The organism is Streptomyces sp. JLSY215, from assembly GCF_059682825.1.
In genome coordinates, this window is record NZ_CM185022.1 from 6,658,917 (window position 1) to 6,680,403 (window position 21,487).

A 21,487-nucleotide genomic window follows, 5' to 3' on the forward strand; every position below is an offset into this window, starting at 1 on the left:
GGGGCCCGGGACGGAATACCCCGGAGACGGCCGAGGCTGATCTGATCATGAGCGAGATTCTGGTGACCGGCGCGACCGGCAACGTCGGCCGACAAGTGGTGGTTCAGCTCCTGGCCACGGGCACTGCCGTGCGTGCCCTGGCGCGTGATCCCGCATCGGCCGGGCTGCCGCAGGGAGTCGAGGTCGTGGGCGGGGACCTGTCCGACCCGGACACGCTGGAGAAGGCGCTGACCGGGAGCGACACGGTCTTTCTGATCTGGCCGTTCCTCACGACCGAGGGCGCCCCCGCCGTACTGGAGGCGATGGCACGGCATGCCCGCCGCGTCGTCTACCTCTCCTCGTCGGGTGTGGACGAGGATGCCGAACGGCAGACCGACCCGATCAACCAGCTCCACGCCGGCATGGAGCGCCTGATCGAACAATCCGGCCTGGAGTGGACCGTCCTGCGGTCGGACACCATTGCCTCCAACGCGCGCGGCTGGGCCGAACAGATCCGCACCACGCAGCTCGTCCGCGGCCCCGACATCGCCGCCACGGCGGTGATCCACGAGCGGGATGTCGCGGCGGTGGCGGTCCGGGCGCTGACCGATGACGCACACGCGGGCAAGAAACATGTCCTGACCGGCCCGCAGGTGCTGACCAGGGCCGAGCAGGTACGGACGATCGGGGAGGCGATCGGCCGCCCGACGCGCTTCGAGAAGGTCCCCCTGGAGGTCGCACGGGCCCAGATGCTCGCCGACGGCCGGCCGCCCGCGCTCGTCGAGGCCCTGTTGGGCAGCGCCGCAACGCGGCCCGCATCGAACGTCATCACGTCCACGGTGGAAGAGATCACCGGAGCGCCCGCGCGCACGTTCCGCTCGTGGGCGGAGGAGAACGCGGACGCTTTCCGCTGAGCGGGTGCGGGGCGAGCGCCGCCGGGTGCGGGGCCCGGCGGCGCTCGGAAACGGCAGGGGTGCGGCCGTCATTCCCTGGCGGCCGGGCCGGAGGGATTCCCGGCCGACAGGAGTTCCACCTCCGCCAGTCGTGCCGTCGCCCCGCCCCCGAGGGGTTTCAGGCGGTAGTGCGCGTACGAGCCCGGGTGGGCGACCGTGAAGACCCTGGTCTGGTGGTCCCAGCGGAAGGCCTCGCCGGTGCGGGTGTCGAGGTCCGTCCATGCCGAGCCGTTGGCCGAGCCCTGCAGTACCCACCCGGTGGGCGCCGTGTCGTGGTCCGACGAGGTGAGGGTGTACTGGGCCGCGCGGCCGGTGGCGGAGGACAGTGGGAGGTCCTTTGACGGTCCGATGGCGGCGTCCGTGGCGGAGGTGTTGTCCAGGAGGGGGGAGCCGCCCGGACGGGTCAGATCGCCGGCGGGGGACGGGACGCGGTCGCCCCGGGTGAGGGACGTCGGGCCGGCGTTCGCGCCGCTGCCCCAGGACGAGGGACGTGGCCCCATCGTGAAGTCCAGCCGGGCTCCCCGGGCGAGGGCCGCATGCGGCAGCGCGGTGGAATTCCAGGGTTTTCCGTTGACCTCGAGGGACTGTACGTAGACGTTGCGGGCGCTGTTGCGGGGGGCGTTGATGGTCAGATCGCGGCCGTTTTCCAGATGGACGGTCGCCTTGGTGAAGAGCGGGGAGCCGACCGCGTATTCGCCCTGGCCCATCACCAGCGGGTAGAAGCCGAGTGAGCTGAAGACGTACCAGGCGGACATTTCGCCGTTGTCCTCATCGCCCGGATAGCCCTGGCCGATTTCGCTGCCGAGGTAGAGGCGGGAGAGCGCTTCGCGGACCTTTTGCTGGGTTTTGTAGGGCCGGCCGGTGGCGTCGTAGAGGTAGGCGATGTGGTGTGACGGCTGATTGCTGTGGCCGTACATGCCCATGCGGGTGTCGCGGGCCTCGGTCATTTCGTGGATGACGTCACCGTAGGATCCGGCGAATTCCTTGGCGGCGGTCTCGGGTGTCGAGAAGTAGGCGTCGAGTTTCCTGGCGAGTGCGGACCGGCCGCCGTAGAGGTTGGCCAGCCCGCGGGTGTCCTGGGGCGCGGTGAAGGCGTAGGTCCAGGCGTTGGTCTCGGTGTAGTCGTTGCCCCAGACGCGGGGGTCGAACGCGTCCGGCGTCAGGCGCCAGTTGCCCTGCCCGTCCTTGCCCTGGAAGAAGCCGACCCGGTCGTCGAAGAGCCGGACGTAATTCTGGGCGCGCTGCCGGAAGTACGAGGATTCTTCCAGGTAACGCCGCTTGTGGGTTTTCTCGTAGAGGGCCTTGCCCATACGGGCGATGCCGAAGTCGTTGAGGTAGCCCTCCAGGGCCCAGGACATGCCTTCGCGGGTGTCGGTGCTCGTATAGCCGAGGAAGGGGGCGGTATTCATGCCCTTTCGGCCGACGCCGGGGCCGGGCGGCGCCACGGTGGCGTTCTTCACGGCCGCTTCATAGGCGGCCTCGGCATCGAAGCGCACGCCCTTGGCGTAGGCATCGGCGAAGGCGACATCGGAACTCGTACCGGTCATGAGGTCCGCGTAACCGGGGGAGGACCAGCGGGAGATCCAGCCGCCGTCCTTGTACTGCTGGACGAATCCGTCGACCATTTTCCCGGCGCGTTCCGGGGTGAGCAGGGAATAGGCGGGCCAGGTGGTCCGGTAGGTGTCCCAGAAACCGTTGTTGACGTAGATGGCGCCGTCGACGATTTTCGCGCCGGTGCGGGTCGGGGTGTCGGGGCCGGTCTTCGGGGAGAACGGGCTGGCGTAGCGGGTGCGGGAACCGACCTGCTCCGCCCCGGAGTTGGGGTAGAGGTAGAGGCGGTAGAGGTTGGAGTAGAGGGTGGTGAGCTGGTCCCGGCTCGCGCCCTCGACCTCGATGCGGCCCAGGAGGCCGTCCCACTGCGACCGGGCGCGCCGCTCGACGGTGGAGAAGGGCGTGGCGGCCGGGATCTCCCGCGTCAGGTTCGCCTTCGCCTGCGCCACGCCGATCAGGGACGTGGCGATGCGCATGGTGACGGTGTGGTCGGCGCCGGGCCGGAAGCGGAGATAGCCGGTGACGTCCTTGCCGCCGCCTCCTCCGATCTTCCCGCCGCCGGTGACGGGCGCGTCGAAGACCCCGTAGACGAAGAGCCGGGTGGCGCCGACGGACAGGCCGCTCTTGACGTCGGAGTAGCCGGTGACGACGCCGTGTTTGGCATCGAGGGTCAGGCCGCCCTTGTTGTTGACGTTGTCGAAGATGAGGCTTGCGCTGTCGCCGGGGAAGGTGAAGCGCATCAGGGCGGCGTGGTCGGTGGGGGTGATCTCCGTCTTGAGGCCGTTGTCGAAGGTGACGCCGTAGTAGTGCGGTCGCGCGGTCTCGTTGGCGTGGTGGAACGGGAGGGCGCGGGCGGTGCGGGAGCCGTCCGGGGTGCCGGCGGCGGTGGAGGGCATGACCTGGAAGGTCTGGCGGTCGCCCATCCAGGGGCTGGGCTCATGGCTGGCGCTGAAGGCCTGGAGGGTGGGCAGGTTGTCGGCGTTGTTCTTGCGCGCGTACTCGTAGAGCCAGTCGGCGGAGCCCGCGTTGGTGACCGGCGTCCAGAAGTTGAAGCCGTTGGGGACGGCGGTGGCGGGGAAGGTGTTGCCGCGCGAGAAGCCGCCGCTGGAGAGGGTGCCGCGGGTGGTGAGGGCGTAGTCGGAGAGGTGCCGGAGGCGTTTCTCCGGCAGTTGCGGGGCGATGGTGATGTCGTCGAGCCAGCCGCGGAAGGCGGGTGCGGTGCGCGGTGCGCCGGGGGCGTCGTAGCCGATCAGGATGCGGTCGACGGTTTTGCCGGCGGCGACCGTGCCGAGGCGGGAGACGCGGTGGTTCCACTGGTTGGCGTAGAGGGTTTTGGCGGCGGCCTGGCCCTGCGGCGTCAGCGGGGCGCCGTACTGGTCGACGGCGGGCAGATCGCTGAGGTAGGTGCCATCGGTGAAGGCGAGGTCCACGGCGGCATGGGTCGCGGGGTAGGACAGGTCGGTGGTGGCCATCTCCGGGAAGAGCTTGTAGGAGAGGGAAGTCGCGGCCGTCACACGGATGTTGACGTCGAAGAGCTTGTTGTACGCGTAGCCGCGGCCGGGGGCGGTGTGGGTGCCGGCGTAGCGCAGGGCATGGGTGCCGGTGAATCCCGTGTGCGGCTTGGCGGTGGGGGAGTCGGCGGGGCCGGTGTCGGGCCGGCTGGTCATGCCGGGTGCCGCGCGGGTGCTCTCCGGGGTGACGCCGGCGGCGCGGGGCGTGCCGTCGGGGGCGGTCTCGGCGGTGTCGGTCCAGGTCGGCGACGGGTCGCCGGGTTCGAAGGAGGAGTGGAACTCCGTTGCCGCCGGGGCCTTGCGGGGCGGCGCGGCCTGGGCCGGGGCGTGCGCGGTGAGGACGAGCAGAGCGGCCGCCGCGAGGGCGACGGGGCGGGTGAATCCCCGCGGTGGACGGTGCCGGTGTCTGTGCCGCACGGTGAGCCTCTCAACGAGGTTGACATCGTTGTCAGTTGGATGGCGCCGAGATACGCAGGAAAGGGTGGCGATGGGCGTGACGATGGGCAGAGCTAAGTAAGCGGGGTGGGGGGATTGGTGTCAAGGGTGCTGTTGCGGTCGGTGGGTCGCCGACCGGCCACGCGTACCGGCGCGTCGGCCAGAGGGGGATCAGCCCGCATGGCGGAGAGGTCTCAACTAGGGAAAGGTGCCGCCCAACCCTGCATTCGATCTTGCCCCTTCGGCCGGAAGTGGACTATACCTGTCGGCATCCGAGCGGCCGGGCGACCGGGCCGTGGATCCGGGGGAGTGCGGGGGAATGGATGATTTCCCCGCGTCTCCCTAGCGCGTATCCCGCGCGTCCGGTGCACATCCCGTACAACTCAGCTTCATCTGACCTGCGGTGCCGGGGTGGCTCCGGTACACCGCCTGAGTCCTGAAGAAGGCGAGGACTTGAGCATGGGATCCACCTCAGAATTCAACCGCCGCGATCTGGTCAAGCGGGCCGCGGCTCTGGGAATCGTTGCCGTACCGGCCATGAGCATGTTGTCGGCCTGCGCCGGCGCCTCCAGCGAAGACGGTGACAAGGTCGCCAAGGGAAAGAAGACGGCGAAGAATCCGCTGGCCGTCAATGAGTCCGCGGGGCTCGACGTCGTCATCTTCGACGGTGGATTCGGCGACAAGTACGCCAAGGACGCCCAGGCCGAGTACACCAAGGCGTTCCCCAAGGCCGACGGCAAGGTCAAGCTCTCCTCGACACAGAAGATCCAGTCCACGCTGCAGCCGCGTTTCAACGGGGGAAATCCCCCCGACCTCGTGGACAACTCCGGTGCCGAGCAGATGGATTTCGGCACGCTGGTCGCCAAGAACCAGCTGACCGATCTGACCGCGCTGCTCGACGCCCCCTCGGTCGACGACCCGAAGAAGAAGGTGCGCGACACGCTGCGCCCCGGCGTCATCGAGATGGGCCAGTTCGGCAGCAAGGAAACGTGGATCCTGTACTACGCGTACACCGTGTACGGCGTGTGGTACTCCAAGGGGAATCTGCAGAAGCTGGACGCGGAATACCCCGAGACCTGGGACGACATGCTCGCGCTGTGCGCCAAGGCCAAGAAGAAGGGCATCGCGGGCTGGACGTACCCGGGTAAGTACCCCTACTACTTCCCCTTCAGCCTCTACCCGTTCATCGCCAAGATCGGCGGCGCGGAGGTGCTGCGGCGGATCGACAACCTGGAGCCGAACGCCTGGAAGGATCCGGCGGTCAAGGCGGCCTTCGAGGCCTATTACGAGCTCTACAAGAAGGGGTACGTCCTCAAGGGCTCGCCGGGGCTCGACCACCTCCAGTCGCAGAAGGCCTGGGCCGACGGCAAGGCGCTGTTCATCCCGAACGGTTCGTGGGTGGAGAACGAGTCGGCCCAGCAGATCGCGAAGAATCCGCACTTCGACCTCGCGGTCGGCGCGCCGTCCAGCCTCTCCAGCTCGGACAAGATGCCGTACGGCACGATCTGGGCCTCCGGCGGCGAGCCGTACATCGTCCCCAAGGCGGCGAAGAACGCCGAGGGCGGTATGGAACTGCTGCGCATCATGCTCAGCAAGAAGTCCTCGCAGAATTTCATCAAGCAGGTCTCGTCGCTCACCTCGCTCAACGGCGGCACCGAGGGCCTGACGCTTCCGCCGGGCCTGGCCTCGGCGCAGGCGGCGCTGCAGAAGGCCGGCTCGAACATCGTCAATCCGCGGCTGCAGGACTGGTATGTGGCGCTGCAGAAGGAGCGGATCGGGGTCGGCGCGCTGGGCGAGATGATGGCCGGCCGGATGACGCCGGACGAGGCCATAAAGAAGATCCAGAAGTACGCGGACGACACCCGTGACGACTCCAGCGTCAAGAAGTACAAGCGCTGACCGGTGAGTTCGTGGGGGCACCTCCTCGGGTACCTCCGGCGTGGGCCGGGGAGCGGGCCCGGGGTGCGTCACCAGTGGCGGCCTCCGCCCCCACACTCGGCTTCTCCCCCATGCGCGGGGGACCCCCATGCGCGTGCGGTACCCCCATGGAGAGAACGGGATCGTGAGTCATGCAGCACGGTAAATACCGTTTTATCGCGGGATTCTTGGCCGTCCCGCTGGCGATTTATGCGATCTTCGTGATCTCGCCGTTCGTGCAGGCCATCTACTACTCCTTCACGGACTGGACCGGCCTGAGTCCGGACATGAAGATGGTCGGCTTCGACAATTACGTCCGGCTCTTCAAGGATGATGTCTTCTGGGCCGCCGTGGGCAACAGCGTCACGCTGCTGCTTCTGCTGCCGGTGGTGACGCTCTCGCTAGGGCTCTTCTTCGCCTTCATGCTCAATGTCGGCGGCCGCCGGCGGAAGAAGGCAGTGATCGGCGGCGTACGCGGCTCGGGCACGTACAAGATCCTGTACTTCTTCCCGCAGGTGCTGTCCGTCCCGATCGTCGCCCTGCTTTTCCAGTTCGCCTACAACCCCGAGAGCGGCGCGCTCAACGCGTTCTTCAAGGCGATCGGGCTGGACAATGTGCAGCCGGACTGGCTGGGCGACCCCCAGATCGCGCTGTGGTGCGTGATGGGCGCGATGGTGTGGGCCAATGTCGGCTTCTACGTCGTGCTCTTCTCGGCCGGGATGAGCTCGATTCCGAAGGACTTCTACGAGGCCGCGCTGCTGGACGGCGCGAACCGTTTCAACACGTTCTTCCGGATCACCCTGCCGCTGCTCTGGGACACCGTGCAGACCGGCTGGATCTATATGGGCATCCTCGCCCTGGACGTTTCCGCCTTCGCGTTCGTGCAGATCATGAGCGTCGGTCCGGGCGGCCCCGACTATTCCACCGAGGTCCTTCCGCTGTACGTGTACCAGAAGACCTTCCGCGACGGTCAGGCCGGATACGCGACCTCCATCGGCGTTTCCCTGCTGATCGTGACCCTCATCTTCTCGGCCATCGTGATGCGGCTGGGACGACGCGAGCGACTGGAGTTCTGATGAGTGCGCAGACGGATCCCGCGGAGCTGCCGGGCATCACCAAGGAGAAGCCCTCGGCCGGCCGGTCCGCGCCGCCGCGCAAGGAGAGCGCCGGCGGCAACGGCGGCGAGGGCCGGGTCCTCAATGTCTTTTCGCACGGCGTCCTGGTGATCTGGGGCCTGCTGGTCACCATGCCGCTGCTGTGGGCGGTGGTCAGTTCCTTCAAGGACGACACCGAGATCTTCGGCTCGCCCTGGGGACTGCCGTCGGTCCTGCATTTCGACAACTGGGCGCGCGCCTGGGACAAGGCCAACATGGGCCAGTACTTCCTCAACTCGCTCATCGTGGTGGGGGGTTCGCTCATCGGCACGATGCTGCTCGGGTCGATGGCGGCGTATGTGCTGGCCCGCTTCGACTTCCCCGGGAACCGCTTCCTCTATTTTCTGTTCGTGGGGGGAATGGGCTTCCCGGTCATCCTGGCGCTGGTGCCGCTGTTCTTCGTCATGAAGAACATGGCGCTGCTGGACACGTACCACGGCCTGATCCTGGTCTACATCGCCTACTCGCTGCCGTTCACGGTCTTCTTCCTCAGCGGGTTCTTCAAAACGCTGCCCACCTCGGTGGCGGAGGCGGCGCTCATCGACGGGGCCTCGCACACCCGCACCTTCTTCCAGGTGATGCTGCCGATGGCGAAGCCCGGCCTGATCAGCGTCGGGATCTTCAACTTCCTCGGGCAGTGGAATCAGTACCTGCTGCCGACCGTGCTCAATGTCGGCGACCCGAACAAGAAGATGCTGACGCAGGGGCTGGTGGCGCTGGCCGTGAGCCAGGGGTACAAGGGCGACTGGTCGGGGCTCTTCGCCGGCCTGACGATCGCGATGCTGCCGGTACTCGCCGCGTACATCATCTTCCAGCGGCAGGTGGTGGCCGGTCTGACGGCGGGCGCGCTCAAGTAGCACGCGGCACGCTCCGTACCGCGCCTGACGTGCGGCAACGGTCGGAGAAGCCGTACCCGCCGTACGCGCGATACACGTCATCGATGCACGTCATACAGGGGCCTCCCGCCGGTTCGCCGCGGGAGGCCCCCGGCGTTGCGCACGGTTTCCCACCGATTCCCCCGGACTTCTGCATGATCTCTTGGCAGCTCAAGGACTTGACGGGAGGCGGCCTCGGCGCGTCAGCTTAGATTCACATGTTGGAGACAGAGCCGGGCCCCGCTGATGTGGCCCAGCCCCAGACGGGAGTGGATGAGTCAATGGAGACTCCGGGGTCGCAGTCCTCGCTGCACCGGGCCAATCTGGAGCGGGTCGTACGGGCTGTACGTATGGCGGGCTCACTCACGCAGGCGGAGATCGCCCGGAGCACGGGGCTGTCCGCGGCCACCGTGTCCAACATCGTTCGTGAGTTGAAGGACGGCGGGACCGTCGAGGTGACCCCCACCTCCGCGGGCGGCCGGCGGGCGCGCAGCGTCTCCCTCTCGGGCGACGCGGGCATCGTCGTGGGCGTCGATTTCGGCCACTCCCATCTGCGGGTGGCGGTCGGAAACCTGGCCCATCAGGTGCTCGCCGAGGAGGCCGAGCCGATCGATGTGGACGCCTCCGCGGCCGAGGGCTTCGACCGCGCGGAACAGCTGGTCAACCGGCTGATCGAGGCGACGGGCATCAACGCGGGCAAGGTCATCGGCGTCGGCCTCGGCGTGCCGGGCCCCATCGACGTCGAATCCGGGACCCTCGGCTCGACGGCGATCCTGCCGGGCTGGTCCGGTACGAACCCCGGCGAGGAGCTCTCCGGCCGCCTCGGGGTCCCCGTGTACGTCGACAACGACGCCAACCTGGGCGCGCTGGGCGAGCTGGTGTGGGGCGGCGGGCGCGGGGCGGCCGACCTCGCGTACATCAAGGTGGCCAGCGGCGTCGGCGCGGGCCTGGTGATCAGCGGGCAGATCTACCGCGGGCCGGGCGGCACCGCGGGCGAGATCGGGCACATCACGCTGGACGAGTCCGGGCCGGTCTGCCGCTGCGGCAACCGCGGCTGCCTGGAGACCTTCACCGCGGCCCGGTACGTGCTGCCGCTGCTCCAGCCGAGCCATGGCGCGGATCTGACCATGACGCGGGTGGTGCAGCTGGCCCGCGAGGGCGACCCCGGCTGCCGGCGGGTGATCGCGGACGTAGGCCGTCATATCGGCAGCGGCGTGGCCAATCTGTGCAATCTGCTCAATCCGAGCCGGGTGGTGCTCGGCGGCGACCTCGCCGATGCCGGAGAGCTGGTGCTGGCGCCGATCCGGGAGTCGGTGTCGCGGTACGCCATTCCCAGCGCGGCACGGCAGTTGGGGATCGTCACAGGAACCCTCGGCGGCCGCGCCGAGGTCCTGGGCGCGCTCGCGCTGGTGCTGAGCGAGATGGGTGACTCGACCCTGCTCGACGGCGTTCAGAGCGGGAACGCACCCGCCATAGCGTGAAAGCGTTGAGTTCACACAGCTAACGCATGGCACCGTTGTCATCTCGTTAAGGATTTACTCCTTGACGGTCGGCTGGCGGCCGAGTTGACTTCCAGCCACCTCGGCCGCAAGGACGCGGCCTCGTCAGGGAGGCAACCCCATGAACGTTTGGACGCGTCGCGTCGTCATAGGCACCGCCGCAGTTTCGATGGCCCTCTCCGTGGCCGCCTGCGGCAAGGCCGGTGACGGCGCCAAGGCGGGCGGCGGTGACGGCAAGACCATCGGTCTGCTGCTGCCGGAGAACAAGACCACGCGTTACGAGACCTTCGACCGCCCGCTGATGGAGGCGAAGATCAAGGCGCTGTGCAGCGACTGCAAGGTCAAGTACAACAACGCCGACCAGGACACCCAGAACCAGAAGAAGCAGTTCGACGCGCTCATCACCCAGGGCGTCAAGGTGATCATTCTGGACGCGGTCGACTTCAAGGCCACCAAGTCCTGGGTCAACCGGGCCGCCAAGCAGGGCGTCAAGGTCATCGCGTACGACCGGCTGGCCGAGGGCAACCTCTCCGCCTACGTCTCCTACGACAACGAGAAGATCGGCCGCCTGCAGGGCCAGGCACTGGTCAAGGCGCTCGGCGACAAGGCCAAGGACAGCAATGTCGTCATGATCAACGGCTCGCCCACCGACCCGAACATGCCGTTCTTCAAGAAGGGCGCCCACAGCGTCCTCGACAAGCAGGTCAAGAAGATCGCCTACGAGCAGGACATCCCGGACTGGTCGTCGGACGAGGCCAACAAGAAGATGGCCGCGGCAATCGACTCGCTCGGCAAGAACAACATCCAGGGCGTCTACTCCGGCAACGACGGCATGGCCGGCGGCATCATCACCGCCCTCAAGAAGCAGGGCGTCGAGGTCCCGGTCGGCGGCCAGGACGCCGAACTCGCCGGTCTCCAGCGGATCCTCAAGGGCGACCAGGCGTTCACCATCTACAAGCAGATCAAGCCGCAGGCGGACTCCACGGCCGAGATCGCGGTCAAGCTCCTCAAGGGCGACAAGATCGACTCCCTGACCGACCGGAAGGTCGACAGCCTCAGCGGCGAGGTCAAGGGCATCCCCGCCAAGCTGTACGACGCGCAGATCGTGACCAAGGACAACATCGCCTCCACGATCATCAAGGACAAGGTCTACAAGGCGAGCCAGATCTGCACCGGCGACGTCAAGAAGGCCTGCGAAGCGGCCGGCATCAAGTAACCGGCATCAGGCAGCCGGCATCGGAAAGCCGGCGTCACCCCACGCATACCCCGGGCCCGCGCCGCCCCGTCCCTGGCGCGGGCCCCCCTTTCCCCACTTCGCAGAGCCCCCCGCTCTTCGCACCACCATCCCCGCCGTTTGCGACGGCGGCGAAGGAGATGATTCACGTGTCCGCTACGCCTGTGCTGGCGTTGCGCGGAATCTCCAAGCGGTTCGGTGCCGTCCAGGCACTCACGGACGTCACCCTGGAGATCCACCCCGGTGAGGTGGTCGCCCTCGTGGGCGACAACGGAGCCGGCAAGTCCACCCTGGTCAAGACCATCTCGGGCGTCCACCCGGTCGACGACGGCACCATCGAGTGGGAGGGCGCGGCGGTACGCATCGACAAGCCGCACGACGCCCAGGAACTCGGCGTCGCCACCGTCTACCAGGACCTCGCGCTCTGCGACAACCTCGACGTCGTCGCCAACCTCTTCCTCGGCAACGAGAGCCGCACCGCCGGTGTCCTCGACGAGATCGCCATGGAGAAGCGCGCCAAGGAGCTGCTGGACACCCTGTCCATCCGCATCCCCAGCGTCCGCATCCCCGTCGCCGCGCTCTCCGGCGGCCAGCGGCAGGTCGTCGCCATCGCCCGCGCGCTGATCGGCGACCCGAAGGTCGTCATCCTCGACGAGCCCACCGCCGCCCTCGGCGTCGAGCAGACCGCGCAGGTCCTCGACCTCGTCGAGCGGCTGCGGGAACGCGGCCTGGGCGTCATCCTCATCAGCCACAACATGGCCGATGTACAGGCAGTCGCGGACCGCGTGGCGGTGCTGCGGCTGGGCCGTAACAACGGTGTCTTCGACGTCGAGGGCACCTCCCACGAAGAGGTCATCGCCGCCATCACCGGCGCCTCGGACAACGCCGTCACCCGCCGCAAGGCGCGCACGGACCAGGTGAAGAAGGAGGCCGGGGCGTGACCGATCTCAAGAAGAAGCCCGCGGCGGAGACGACCGCCGAGCCGGCCGCCGAGGCGGCCGGGCCGACCGAGGCCGCACCCGCCGCCGTCGACCCCCGGCTGCTGGTCCGCGAGCAGGGCCTCGCCGGCTACCTCAACGACTTCAAGCGCCGGGTGCGCGGCGGTGAGCTGGGCTCGCTGCCGGTCGTCATCGGCCTGATCGTGATCGCGGTCGTCTTCCAACTGAAGAACAGCAGCTTCCTGTCGGCCGACAGCCTCGCCAACATCGGCGTCTACACGTCGGGCCTGGGCATCATGGCCGTCGGCATCGTCTTCGTCCTGCTGCTCGGCGAGATCGATCTCTCGGTCGGCTCGGTGGCGGGCGTCGGCGCGGCCGTCTGGGCCGTGCTCAGCGTCACCCACGGCGTCAACGACTACCTCGCGGTCCTGGTGGCCATCGGCGCAGGCATCGCCATCGGCGCCCTCCATGGGTTCTTTTTCGCCAAGGTCGGCGTGCCCGCGTTCGTGGTGACGCTGGCCGGCTTCCTCGGCTGGAGCGGTCTGCAGATCTGGATGATGGGCCAGGAAGGCTCCATCAACACGCCGAGCGGCAGTCTGGTGGAGAACCTCACCGGCTACTACTTCGAGGACAAGGCCGCCGGTTACGGCCTGGCGCTGGTCGCGGTCCTCGCGTACGCGGGATCGCTCCTGCTGGACGCCAGGCGCCGCAAGGCCGCCGCGCTGCCCTCGCGGCCGCTCGGCGAGATCCTGCTGCGCACCGGCGTGGTCGCCCTGATCGCCTTCGCGGTCGCCTACGTCCTCAACGAGCCGGCCGGCGCCCGCGGCCTGCCGCTGGCCCTGGTGCTGTTCCTCGCCGTGCTGGTCATCGCGGACTTCGTGGTGCGCCGTACGACCTACGGGCGGCAGATCTTCGCGGTCGGCGGCAACGCCGAGGCGGCCCGCCGCGCCGGCATCAACGTCAACAAGATCCGGATCAGCGTCTTCGCCATCTCCGGGATGCTGGCCGCCTTCGGCGGACTGTTCATCGCCAGCCTCTCCGGCGGTGCCACCAAGAACCTCGGCTCCGGCAACACGCTGATGAACGTCATCGCGGCGGCCGTCATCGGCGGCACCAGCCTCTTCGGCGGCCGCGGCAAGATCTGGTCCGCGCTGCTGGGCATGCTGGTCATCCAGTCGATCCAGCAGGGCCTGAATCTCCTGGGCATGGCCAGCGAGATCCAGTACATGATCACCGGCGCGGTGCTGCTCGCCGCCGTGGTGATCGACTCGGTCTCCCGCCGCACCCAGAAGACAGCCGGGCGCACATAACCACCGGTCGTCGTGCATCCGCGGCAGCGCGCCGGGCGCACATAACCACCGGTCGTCGTGCATCCGCGGCAGCGCGCCGGACGCACCTGATCACTGCCGGGCATCTCCGGCAGATCGGCCCCCACCAGGCATACACCGGTGGGGGCCGGTCCGTGTCCGCGGGCGGCTCCGTTCGGGTGCCGCACCCGGGTGACATACATCGCAAGGCCCGGCCGTCGGCACCGCGAGCGGAACATTAGACTCATCTGATCGGCAAGCTCGATGCACGGCAACAGGCAGCAAGGCAGAACGCAGCAAAGCAGAACGCAACAAGGAGGCAGGGGTGGCGTTGCTTTCCCGTATCAGGGGACCGCGCGATCTGGACCGGCTGGAGCCGGAGCAGCTCGAGCAGCTGGCAGGGGAGATCCGTACCTTCCTCGTCGACGCGGTGTCCAAGACCGGCGGACACCTCGGCCCGAACCTCGGCGTGGTCGAGCTGACCATCGCCCTGCACCGCGTCTTCCACTCCCCGAAGGACAAGGTCCTCTTCGACACGGGACACCAGTCCTACGTCCACAAGCTGCTCACCGGCCGCCAGGACTTCACGGGACTGCGCACCAAGGGCGGGCTGTCCGGCTATCCCTCCCGCGCCGAGTCGCCGCACGACATCATCGAGAACAGTCACGCCTCCACGGTGCTGGGCTGGGCCGACGGCCTCGCCAAGGCCAATGAGGTGCGCGGCAAGGACGACCATGTCGTCGCCGTCATCGGCGACGGCGCGCTCACCGGCGGCATGGCCTGGGAGGCGCTCAACAACATCGCCGCCGCCAAGGACCGCCCGCTCGTCATCGTCGTGAACGACAACGAGCGCTCCTACGCCCCGACCATCGGCGGCCTCGCCAACCACCTCGCCACGCTGCGCACCACCGACGGCTACGAGCGCTTCCTCGCCCGCGGCAAGGACCTCCTCGAGCGCACGCCCGTCGTCGGCAAGCCGCTGTACGAGACCCTGCACGGCGCCAAGAAGGGCCTGAAGGACTTCATCGCGCCGCAGGGCATGTTCGAGGACCTGGGCCTGAAGTACGTCGGCCCGATCGACGGCCATGACATCGAGGCCCTGGAGTCCGCGCTGGCCCGCGCCAAGCGCTTCCGCGGCCCGGTCATCGTGCACTGCCTCACCGAGAAGGGCCGCGGCTACAGGCCCGCCGAGCAGGACGAGGCCGACCGCTTCCACGGCATCGGCCCGATCCACCCGGACACCGGCCTGCCGGTCAAGACCGCGGCCGCCAGCTGGACCTCCGTCTTCGGCGACGAGATGGTCAAGCTCGGCAAGGAGCGCGACGACATCGTCGCGATCACCGCCGCGATGCTCCAGCCGGTCGGCCTGAAGAAGTTCGCCGAGGCCTTCCCGGAGCGCATCTACGACGTCGGCATCGCCGAGCAGCACGCCGCCACCTCGGCCGCGGGCCTGGCCACCGGCGGCGTGCACCCGGTCTTCGCCGTCTACGCGACGTTCCTCAACCGCGCCTTCGACCAGGTCCTGATGGATGTCGCGCTGCACAAGTGCGGCGTGACCTTCGTCCTGGACCGGGCCGGTGTCACCGGCGACGACGGCGCCTCGCACAACGGCATGTGGGACATGTCGATGCTCCAGGTCGTGCCGACGCTGCGGCTCGCCGCGCCGCGCGACGCCGAGCAGCTGCGCGCCCAGCTGCGCGAGGCCGTCGAGGTCACGGACGCGCCGACGGTGCTGCGCTACTCCAAGGGCGTCGTCGGACCGGCCGTGCCCGCGGTCGGGAAGGCCGGCGGCATGGACATCCTGCGCGAGAGCAAGGCCGACCGGCCCGATGTCCTCGTCGTCTCCGTGGGCGCCCTCGCCCCGATGTGCCTGGAGATCGCCGACCTGCTCGACAAGCAGGGCATCTCCACCACGGTCGTCGACCCCCGCTGGGTCAAGCCGGTCGACGCGGCGCTGCCGGGTCTCGCCGCCAAGCACCGCGTCGTGGTCACCGTCGAGGACAACATCCGCTCCGGCGGCGTCGGTTCGGCCGTCGCGCAGGCGCTGCGGGACGCCGGGGTGGACCTCCCGCTGCGCGACTTCGGCATCCCCGAGAAGTTCCTCGACCACGCCTCCCGCAAGGAGGTCATGGCCGAGATCGGGCTCACCGCACCGGACATCGCCCGCCAGGTGACGGGCCTCGTCGCCCGGATCGACAACCGCGGCGGCGACGCCGTGGCGGCCGCGGACGGCCGGACCGCCGAGGTCGCCCGCGACTGATCCGCCCCGCAGCGGCACGATGGGCCGGTCGGAACACCCGTACGAGTGTTCCGACCGGCCCATCGGCATACCTGCCGTCACACCCCATCGGGTGAATCACCGCCGTGCGAAGGCCCGCCGACACTGACTGTTTCTCCCCATTGCGGAGACTCGGTCAGTTCAGGAGAGTTGCGAGGGTCGTCCAGGCGGAGGTTCGCCCATGAGCACACAGCACGGCACAGGGAAGATTTCGCGCCGCGATCGCGGCATGTTCCGGACGAAGACTGTGGAGCAGTCGATCCAGGACACCGAGGAGCCGGAGCACAGTCTCAAGAAGTCCCTTTCAGCCCTCGATCTGACCGTTTTCGGTGTCGGTGTCGTCATCGGCACCGGCATTTTCGTCCTCACCGGCAAGATCGCCAAGGAACAGGCGGGGCCCGCCGTCGCACTCTCCTTCGTCGTCGCGGGTGTGGTCTGCGCGCTGGCGGCGCTGTGCTACGCCGAATTCGCCTCCACCGTCCCGGTCGCCGGATCCGCCTACACCTTCTCCTACGCCTCCCTCGGTGAACTCCCCGCCTGGATCATCGGCTGGGACCTCATCCTCGAACTCGCCCTGGGCTGCGCGGTGGTCGCCGTCGGCTGGTCCGGCTACATCCGTTCGCTGATGGACTCCGCCGGCTGGCATCTGCCCGTGGGCCTGTCCGGGACCCATGAGGGAGTGTTCGGCTTCGACCTCCTCGCCTGCATCCTGGTCCTGGTCCTGACCGGCATCCTGGTGCTCGGGATGAAGCTGTCCTCGCGGGTGACGGCCGTGATCGTCGGCATCAAGGTCACCGTCGTCCTGCTGGTCATCATCGCCGGCGCGTTCTTCATCAGCGGCGCCAACTACCGGCCGTTCGTGCCGCCCAGCGAGCCCACCACGGGCGGCGGCGGGCTGGCCGCGCCGCTGGTCCAGCTGATGTTCGGCTTCACCCCGTCGAACTTCGGCACCATGGGCATCTTCGCCGCGGCGGCCGTGGTCTTCTTCGCCTTCATCGGATTCGACATCGTGGCCACCGCCGCCGAGGAGACCCGCCATCCGCAGCGCGACGTGCCGCGCGGCATCCTCGGCTCGCTCGCCATCTGCACGCTGCTCTACGTCGCCGTCTCCGTCGTCGTCACCGGCATGGAGAAGTACAGCAAGCTCTCCACCGACGCCCCGCTCGCGGACGCCTTCAAGGACCTCGGGCAGCCGTTCTTCGCGAACATCATCAGCTTCGGCGCGGCCGTCGGCCTGACCTCGGTCTGCATGATCCTGCTGCTCGGCCAGAGCCGGGTGTTCTTCGCGATGAGCCGGGACGGGCTGATGCCGCGGATCTTCTCGCGCTCCCACCCGCGGTTCGGCACTCCGTACCGGGCGACCGTCCTGCTGGGCGTCATCGTCGCCATCGCCTCCGGCTTCACCTCCATCGACGTGCTGGCCGAACTGGTCAACATCGGCACCCTGTTCGCGTTCGTCGTGGTCGCCGTCGGCGTCGTCATCCTCCGCCGCTCGCGCCCCGACCTGCCCCGCTCCTTCCGCACCCCGCTGGTCCCGTTCGTCCCGCTGCTGTCCGTGCTCGCCTCGCTGTGGCTGATGCTCAATCTGCCCGCCGAGACCTGGGTCCGCTTCGGGATCTGGATGCTGGTGGGCTTCGGCATCTACTTCGTGTACGGGCGCGGGCACAGCCGCCTCGGGATGCGCCTGCGCCGGAACGGCCCCAAGGGCGCCGGAGGCCAGGAGGGCACGTCCGGCACCCGCGCGTAAGCCCGCCCCGCACTCTCCACCCGGCCCGTACGGTCACCCGGCCGTACGGGCCCCGTCATGCCCGACGTCCGCCCCGCCCGCCGCCCCAGACGGCGCGCGGTCCCGTCACCCGCGCCCCCAACGCCTCAACCCGCCCCCGCAGTGCACGGTCCGCGGTGACCACCAGACAGTCCGGGTCACCGCCCTCCGCCGCCACCAGCGCCACGATCCGGTCATCCCCGCTGCCGTCCGCGGACTCCACCCGTACGCCCTCGACGGACGCCACGCCCCGCGCCGCGCCCTCCACGACCAGCACCATCTCCAGCGGTGCCGCCGCCAGCCCCGGCAGCCCCTCGTCGACGTACCGCGGCAGCGCGTCCCGCAGCCGCTCCGCCGCCCCGTGCCGGTCCCGCCACCAGCCGTCCGGCACCGAACCGACGACATTCGCGGCATCGACAATGACCAAGCAATCCATGGGGCCAGCCTGCCACGAACGCGAAAGCGCGGGCCGGCTCCGCCGAGCCGGCCCGCGCATTCCGCAATCAGCTGTGCACCCTTACGCGGGCACGCTCGCCAGGCCAGGGGCCAGGAACTTCTTGCCGTTCACGCGCTCGGAGACGCCCTCGCGGTCCAGGTACGGCGTGATGCCGCCCAGGTGGAAGGGCCAGCCGGCGCCGGTGATCAGGCACAGGTCGATGTCCTGCGCCTCGGCGACGACACCCTCGTCCAGCATCAGGCCGATCTCCTGCGCGACGGCGTCCAGGACGCGGTCGCGGACCTGCTCCTCGGTCAGCACCGAGTCGCCCTGCTCGAGCAGCGCGGCGACCTCGGGGTCCAGCTCCGGCTTGCCGGAGTCATAGACGTAGAAGCCGCGCTTGCCCGCCTTGACGACGGCCGCGAGGTTCGGGGAGACCGTGAAGCGCTCGGGGAACGCGGCGTTGAGGGTCTCCGACACGTGCAGGCCGATGGCCGGGCCGACCAGCTCCAGCAGCACCAGCGGCGACATCGGCAGCCCGAGCGGCTCGATGGCCTTCTCCGCGGTCTCGACCGGGGTGCCCTCGTCGATGACGTTCTGGATCTCGCCCATGAAGCGGGTCAGGATGCGGTTCACGACGAACGCCGGGGCGTCCTTGGTCAGCACCGCGGTCTTCTTCAGCTTCTTGGCGACGCCGAAGGCGGTGGCCAGCGAGGCGTCGTCGGTCTTCTCGCCGCGCACGATCTCCAGCAGCGGGAGGATCGCGACCGGGTTGAAGAAGTGGAAGCCGACGACCCGCTCGGGGTGCTGGAGCTTCGAGGCCATCTCGGAGACGGACAGCGAGGAGGTGTTGGTGGCGAGGATCGCGTGCGCCGGGGCGACGGCCTCCACCTCCGCGAACACCTGCTGCTTGACGCCGATCTCCTCGAAGACGGCCTCGATGATGAAGTCCGCGTCCGCGAAGCCCTCGGCCTTGTCCAGGACGCCGCTCACCAGGGCCTTGAGGCGGTTGGCCTTGTCCTGGTTGATCCGGCCCTTGCCGAGCAGCTTGTCGATCTCGCCGTGGACGTAGCCCACACCCTTGTCGACGCGCTCCTGGTCGATGTCGGTCAGCACGACCGGCACCTCGAGGCGGCGCAGGAAGAGCAGGGCGAGCTGCGAGGCCATCAGACCGGCGCCGACGACGCCGACCTTGGTGACCGGACGCGCCAGGCTCTTGTCCGGGGCACCGGCGGGGCGCTTGGCGCGCTTCTGCACCAGGTTGAACGAGTAGATGCCGGCGCGCAGTTCGCCGCCCATGATCAGGTCGGCGAGCGCCTGGTCCTCGGCGTCGAAACCGGCCTGGAGGTCACCGTCCTTGGCGGCGGCGATGATGTCGAGCGCGCGGTACGCGGCCGGGGCGGCGCCGTGCACCTTGCCGTCGGCGATGAACCGGCCCTTGGCGACGGCCTGGTCCCAGGCCTCACCGCGGTCGATCTCGGGACGCTCGACGCTCACGTCGCCCTTGAGGACGTTCGCCGTCCAGAGCAGCGACTGCTCCAGGAAGTCCGCGCCCTCGAAGATCGCGTCCGCGATACCGAGGTCGAAGACCTGCTGGCCCTTGAGCTGCTTGTTCTGGTTGAGGGAGTTCTCGATGATGACCGAGACGGCCTTGTCCGCGCCGATGAGGTTCGGCAGCAGCGCGCAGCCGCCCCAGCCCGGGACGAGACCCAGGAAGACCTCGGGCAGCGAGAAGGCGGGCAGCGCCTTGGAGACCGTGCGGTACGAGCAGTGCAGACCGACCTCGACGCCACCGCCCATGGCGGCACCGTTGTAGTACGCGAAGGTCGGCACGGCGAGCGCGGACAGCCGCTTGAAGACCTCGTGGCCGCCCTTGCCGATGGCCAGCGCGTCGTCGTGCTGCTTCAGCAGCTCGACACCCTTGAGGTCGGCGCCGACGGCGAAGATGAACGGCTTGCCGGTGAGGCCGACGCCGACGATGTCGCCGTCCGCGGCCTCCTTCTCCACCTGGTCGATCGCGGCGTTCAGGTTCGCCAGCGAGCCGGGGCCGAAGGTGGTCGGCTTGGTGTGGTCGAAGCCGTTGTCCAGCGTGATCAGCGCGAACTTGCCCGCGCCGTACGGCAGGTCGAGGTGGCGTACGTGCGCCGACGTCACGACCTCGTCCGGGAACAGCTCGGCCGCGCCCTTGAGGAGCTCGGCGGTAGTGGTGGTGGTGCTCACTTGTCGCCTCCGGCGTCCTTGTGGTTCGGGTTCTCCCAGATGACCGTGGCGCCCATGCCGAAGCCGACGCACATGGTGGTCAGGCCGTAGCGGACCTCCGGCTGCTCCTCGAACTGGCGGGCCAGCTGGGTCATCAGCCGGACGCCGGAGGAGGCCAGCGGGTGGCCGAAGGCGATGGCGCCGCCGTACTGGTTGACGCGCGCGTCGTCGTCGGCGATGCCGTAGTGGTCGAGGAAGGCGAGCACCTGCACGGCGAACGCCTCGTTGATCTCGAAGAGGTTGATGTCCTCGATGGAGAGCCCGGCCTTGGCGAGCGCCTTCTCCGTCGCCGGGATCGGGCCGTAGCCCATGACCTCGGGCTCGACGCCCGCGAAGGCGTAGGAGACCAGGCGCATCTTGACCGGGAGGTTGTTCTCCCGGGCGAAGTCCTCGGAGGCGATCAGCGAGGCGGTGGCGCCGTCGTTGAGGCCCGCGGCGTTACCGGCCGTGACGCGGCCGTGCGTACGGAACGGCGTCTTCAGCCCGGCCAGGTTCTCCAGGGTCGTCCCCGGACGCATCGGCTCGTCCGCGGTGACCAGACCCCAACCGGTCTCGCCGACCTCGGCGTTGGTGTTCCGCACGGAGATCGGGACCAGGTCCTGCTGGATCTTCCCGTTCGCGTACGCCTTCGCCGCCTTCTCCTGCGAGCGCACGGCGTACTCGTCGGCGCGCTGCTTGGTGATGTGCGGGTAGCGGTCGTGGAGGTTCTCCGCGGTCATGCCCATGAACAGGGCCGACTCGTCGACGAGCTTCTCCGACACGAACCGCGGGTTGGGGTCGACGCCCTCACCCATGGGGTGGCGGCCCATGTGCTCGACACCGCCCGCGATGACGGCGTCGTACGCGCCGAAGGCGATGGAGCCCGCGGTCGCGGTGACGGCGGTCAGCGCACCGGCACACATGCGGTCGATGGAGTAGCCGGGCACGGACTGCGGGAGGCCCGCAAGGATGCCGGCGGTACGGCCCAGGGTCAGGCCCTGGTCACCGATCTGCGTGGTCGCGGCGATGGCGACCTCGTCGATCTTCGCGGGGTCCAGGTCCGGGTTGCGGCGCAGCAGCTCCCGGATGGCCTTCACGACGAGATCGTCGGCGCGGGTCTCGTGGTAGATGCCCTTCGGGCCCGCCTTGCCGAACGGGGTGCGGACGCCGTCGACGAAGACGACGTCCCTAGCGGTACGAGGCACGTTGGCTCTCCTCCAGGGTGCGGGATGGCACTGCTGCGGGGCGCCCCCAAGGAACGCTTCCCACCCACATGCTACTTACGGGTAACCAAGCTGCACACCCCCACCGCCGGGAGCGGCGAACATCACACCCGATGGACGCGTACCCCGCGGTGTGCCCGGCCGCGCAAAAGGCCCCGGCCGCGTGTCCTCACACGCGGCCGGGGCCTTGGACT

General features: G+C 68.8%; 14 protein-coding genes. 10 read left to right on the forward strand and 4 right to left on the reverse strand.

The window, feature by feature from the left end:
• Positions 1–47 precede the first annotated feature (47 nt).
• On the forward strand, positions 48–893 hold the full coding sequence (locus tag AC5677_RS29680) for an NAD(P)H-binding protein (protein WP_497190957.1): 846 nt from the start codon (positions 48–50) through the stop codon (positions 891–893).
• A 68-nt stretch (positions 894–961) separates the two neighbouring features.
• Here the strand turns inward: AC5677_RS29680 and AC5677_RS29685 are convergent, their stop codons facing one another.
• Entirely contained in the window at positions 962–4,411 is a 3,450-nt protein-coding gene (locus tag AC5677_RS29685) for a GH92 family glycosyl hydrolase (RefSeq protein WP_497190958.1), read from the reverse strand.
• 477 nt (positions 4,412–4,888) lie between these two features.
• Between AC5677_RS29685 and ngcE the strand changes: the two genes are divergently transcribed.
• From ngcE to AC5677_RS29730, 9 genes are all read left to right on the forward strand, one after another.
• Positions 4,889–6,328 (forward strand): N-acetylglucosamine/diacetylchitobiose ABC transporter substrate-binding protein, encoded by a 1,440-nt coding sequence (ngcE, locus tag AC5677_RS29690; RefSeq protein WP_497190959.1) that lies wholly within the window; start codon positions 4,889–4,891, stop codon positions 6,326–6,328.
• A gap of 170 nt (positions 6,329–6,498) precedes the next feature.
• Entirely contained in the window at positions 6,499–7,422 is a 924-nt protein-coding gene (locus tag AC5677_RS29695; protein ID WP_497190960.1) for a carbohydrate ABC transporter permease, read from the forward strand.
• On the forward strand, positions 7,422–8,357 hold the full coding sequence (locus tag AC5677_RS29700) for a carbohydrate ABC transporter permease (protein WP_497190961.1): 936 nt from the start codon (positions 7,422–7,424) through the stop codon (positions 8,355–8,357). The genes AC5677_RS29695 and AC5677_RS29700 overlap by 1 nt, the downstream gene beginning before the upstream one ends.
• 299 nt (positions 8,358–8,656) lie before the next feature.
• On the forward strand, positions 8,657–9,856 hold the full coding sequence (locus AC5677_RS29705) for an ROK family transcriptional regulator (RefSeq protein ID WP_497190962.1): 1,200 nt from the start codon (positions 8,657–8,659) through the stop codon (positions 9,854–9,856).
• Positions 9,857–9,995: 139 nt separating this feature from the next.
• The gene (locus AC5677_RS29710) at positions 9,996–11,090 is read left to right on the forward strand and encodes a sugar ABC transporter substrate-binding protein (RefSeq protein WP_497190963.1); all 1,095 of its coding nucleotides are present in this window, start codon (positions 9,996–9,998) and stop codon (positions 11,088–11,090) included.
• A 158-nt stretch (positions 11,091–11,248) separates the two neighbouring features.
• Complete coding sequence (locus AC5677_RS29715) at positions 11,249–12,049, forward strand: ATP-binding cassette domain-containing protein (RefSeq protein WP_497190964.1); 801 nt, start codon at positions 11,249–11,251, stop codon at positions 12,047–12,049.
• Positions 12,046–13,356, forward strand: a complete 1,311-nt coding sequence (locus tag AC5677_RS29720; RefSeq protein WP_497190965.1) for a sugar ABC transporter permease — start codon at positions 12,046–12,048, stop codon at positions 13,354–13,356. The genes AC5677_RS29715 and AC5677_RS29720 overlap by 4 nt, the downstream gene beginning before the upstream one ends.
• 322 nt (positions 13,357–13,678) lie before the next feature.
• On the forward strand, positions 13,679–15,613 hold the full coding sequence (gene dxs, locus AC5677_RS29725; RefSeq protein ID WP_497190966.1) for a 1-deoxy-D-xylulose-5-phosphate synthase: 1,935 nt from the start codon (positions 13,679–13,681) through the stop codon (positions 15,611–15,613).
• A gap of 199 nt (positions 15,614–15,812) precedes the next feature.
• Entirely contained in the window at positions 15,813–17,378 is a 1,566-nt protein-coding gene (locus AC5677_RS29730) for an amino acid permease (RefSeq protein ID WP_497190967.1), read from the forward strand.
• A 55-nt stretch (positions 17,379–17,433) separates the two neighbouring features.
• Here the strand turns inward: AC5677_RS29730 and AC5677_RS29735 are convergent, their stop codons facing one another.
• The 3 genes from AC5677_RS29735 to AC5677_RS29745 form a co-directional block, all read right to left on the reverse strand.
• Positions 17,434–17,832, reverse strand: coding sequence for an NTP pyrophosphohydrolase (locus AC5677_RS29735; protein ID WP_497190968.1), 399 nt, complete (start codon positions 17,830–17,832; stop codon positions 17,434–17,436).
• 81 nt (positions 17,833–17,913) lie between these two features.
• Positions 17,914–20,052 carry a 3-hydroxyacyl-CoA dehydrogenase NAD-binding domain-containing protein gene (locus tag AC5677_RS29740; RefSeq protein ID WP_497190969.1) on the reverse strand — a complete coding sequence of 713 codons (2,139 nt, stop codon included), beginning with the start codon at positions 20,050–20,052 and terminating at the stop codon, positions 17,914–17,916.
• Positions 20,049–21,275 (reverse strand): thiolase family protein, encoded by a 1,227-nt coding sequence (locus AC5677_RS29745; RefSeq protein ID WP_497190970.1) that lies wholly within the window; start codon positions 21,273–21,275, stop codon positions 20,049–20,051. Before AC5677_RS29745 ends, AC5677_RS29740 begins: the two co-directional genes overlap by 4 nt.
• Positions 21,276–21,487: the final 212 nt, after the last annotated feature.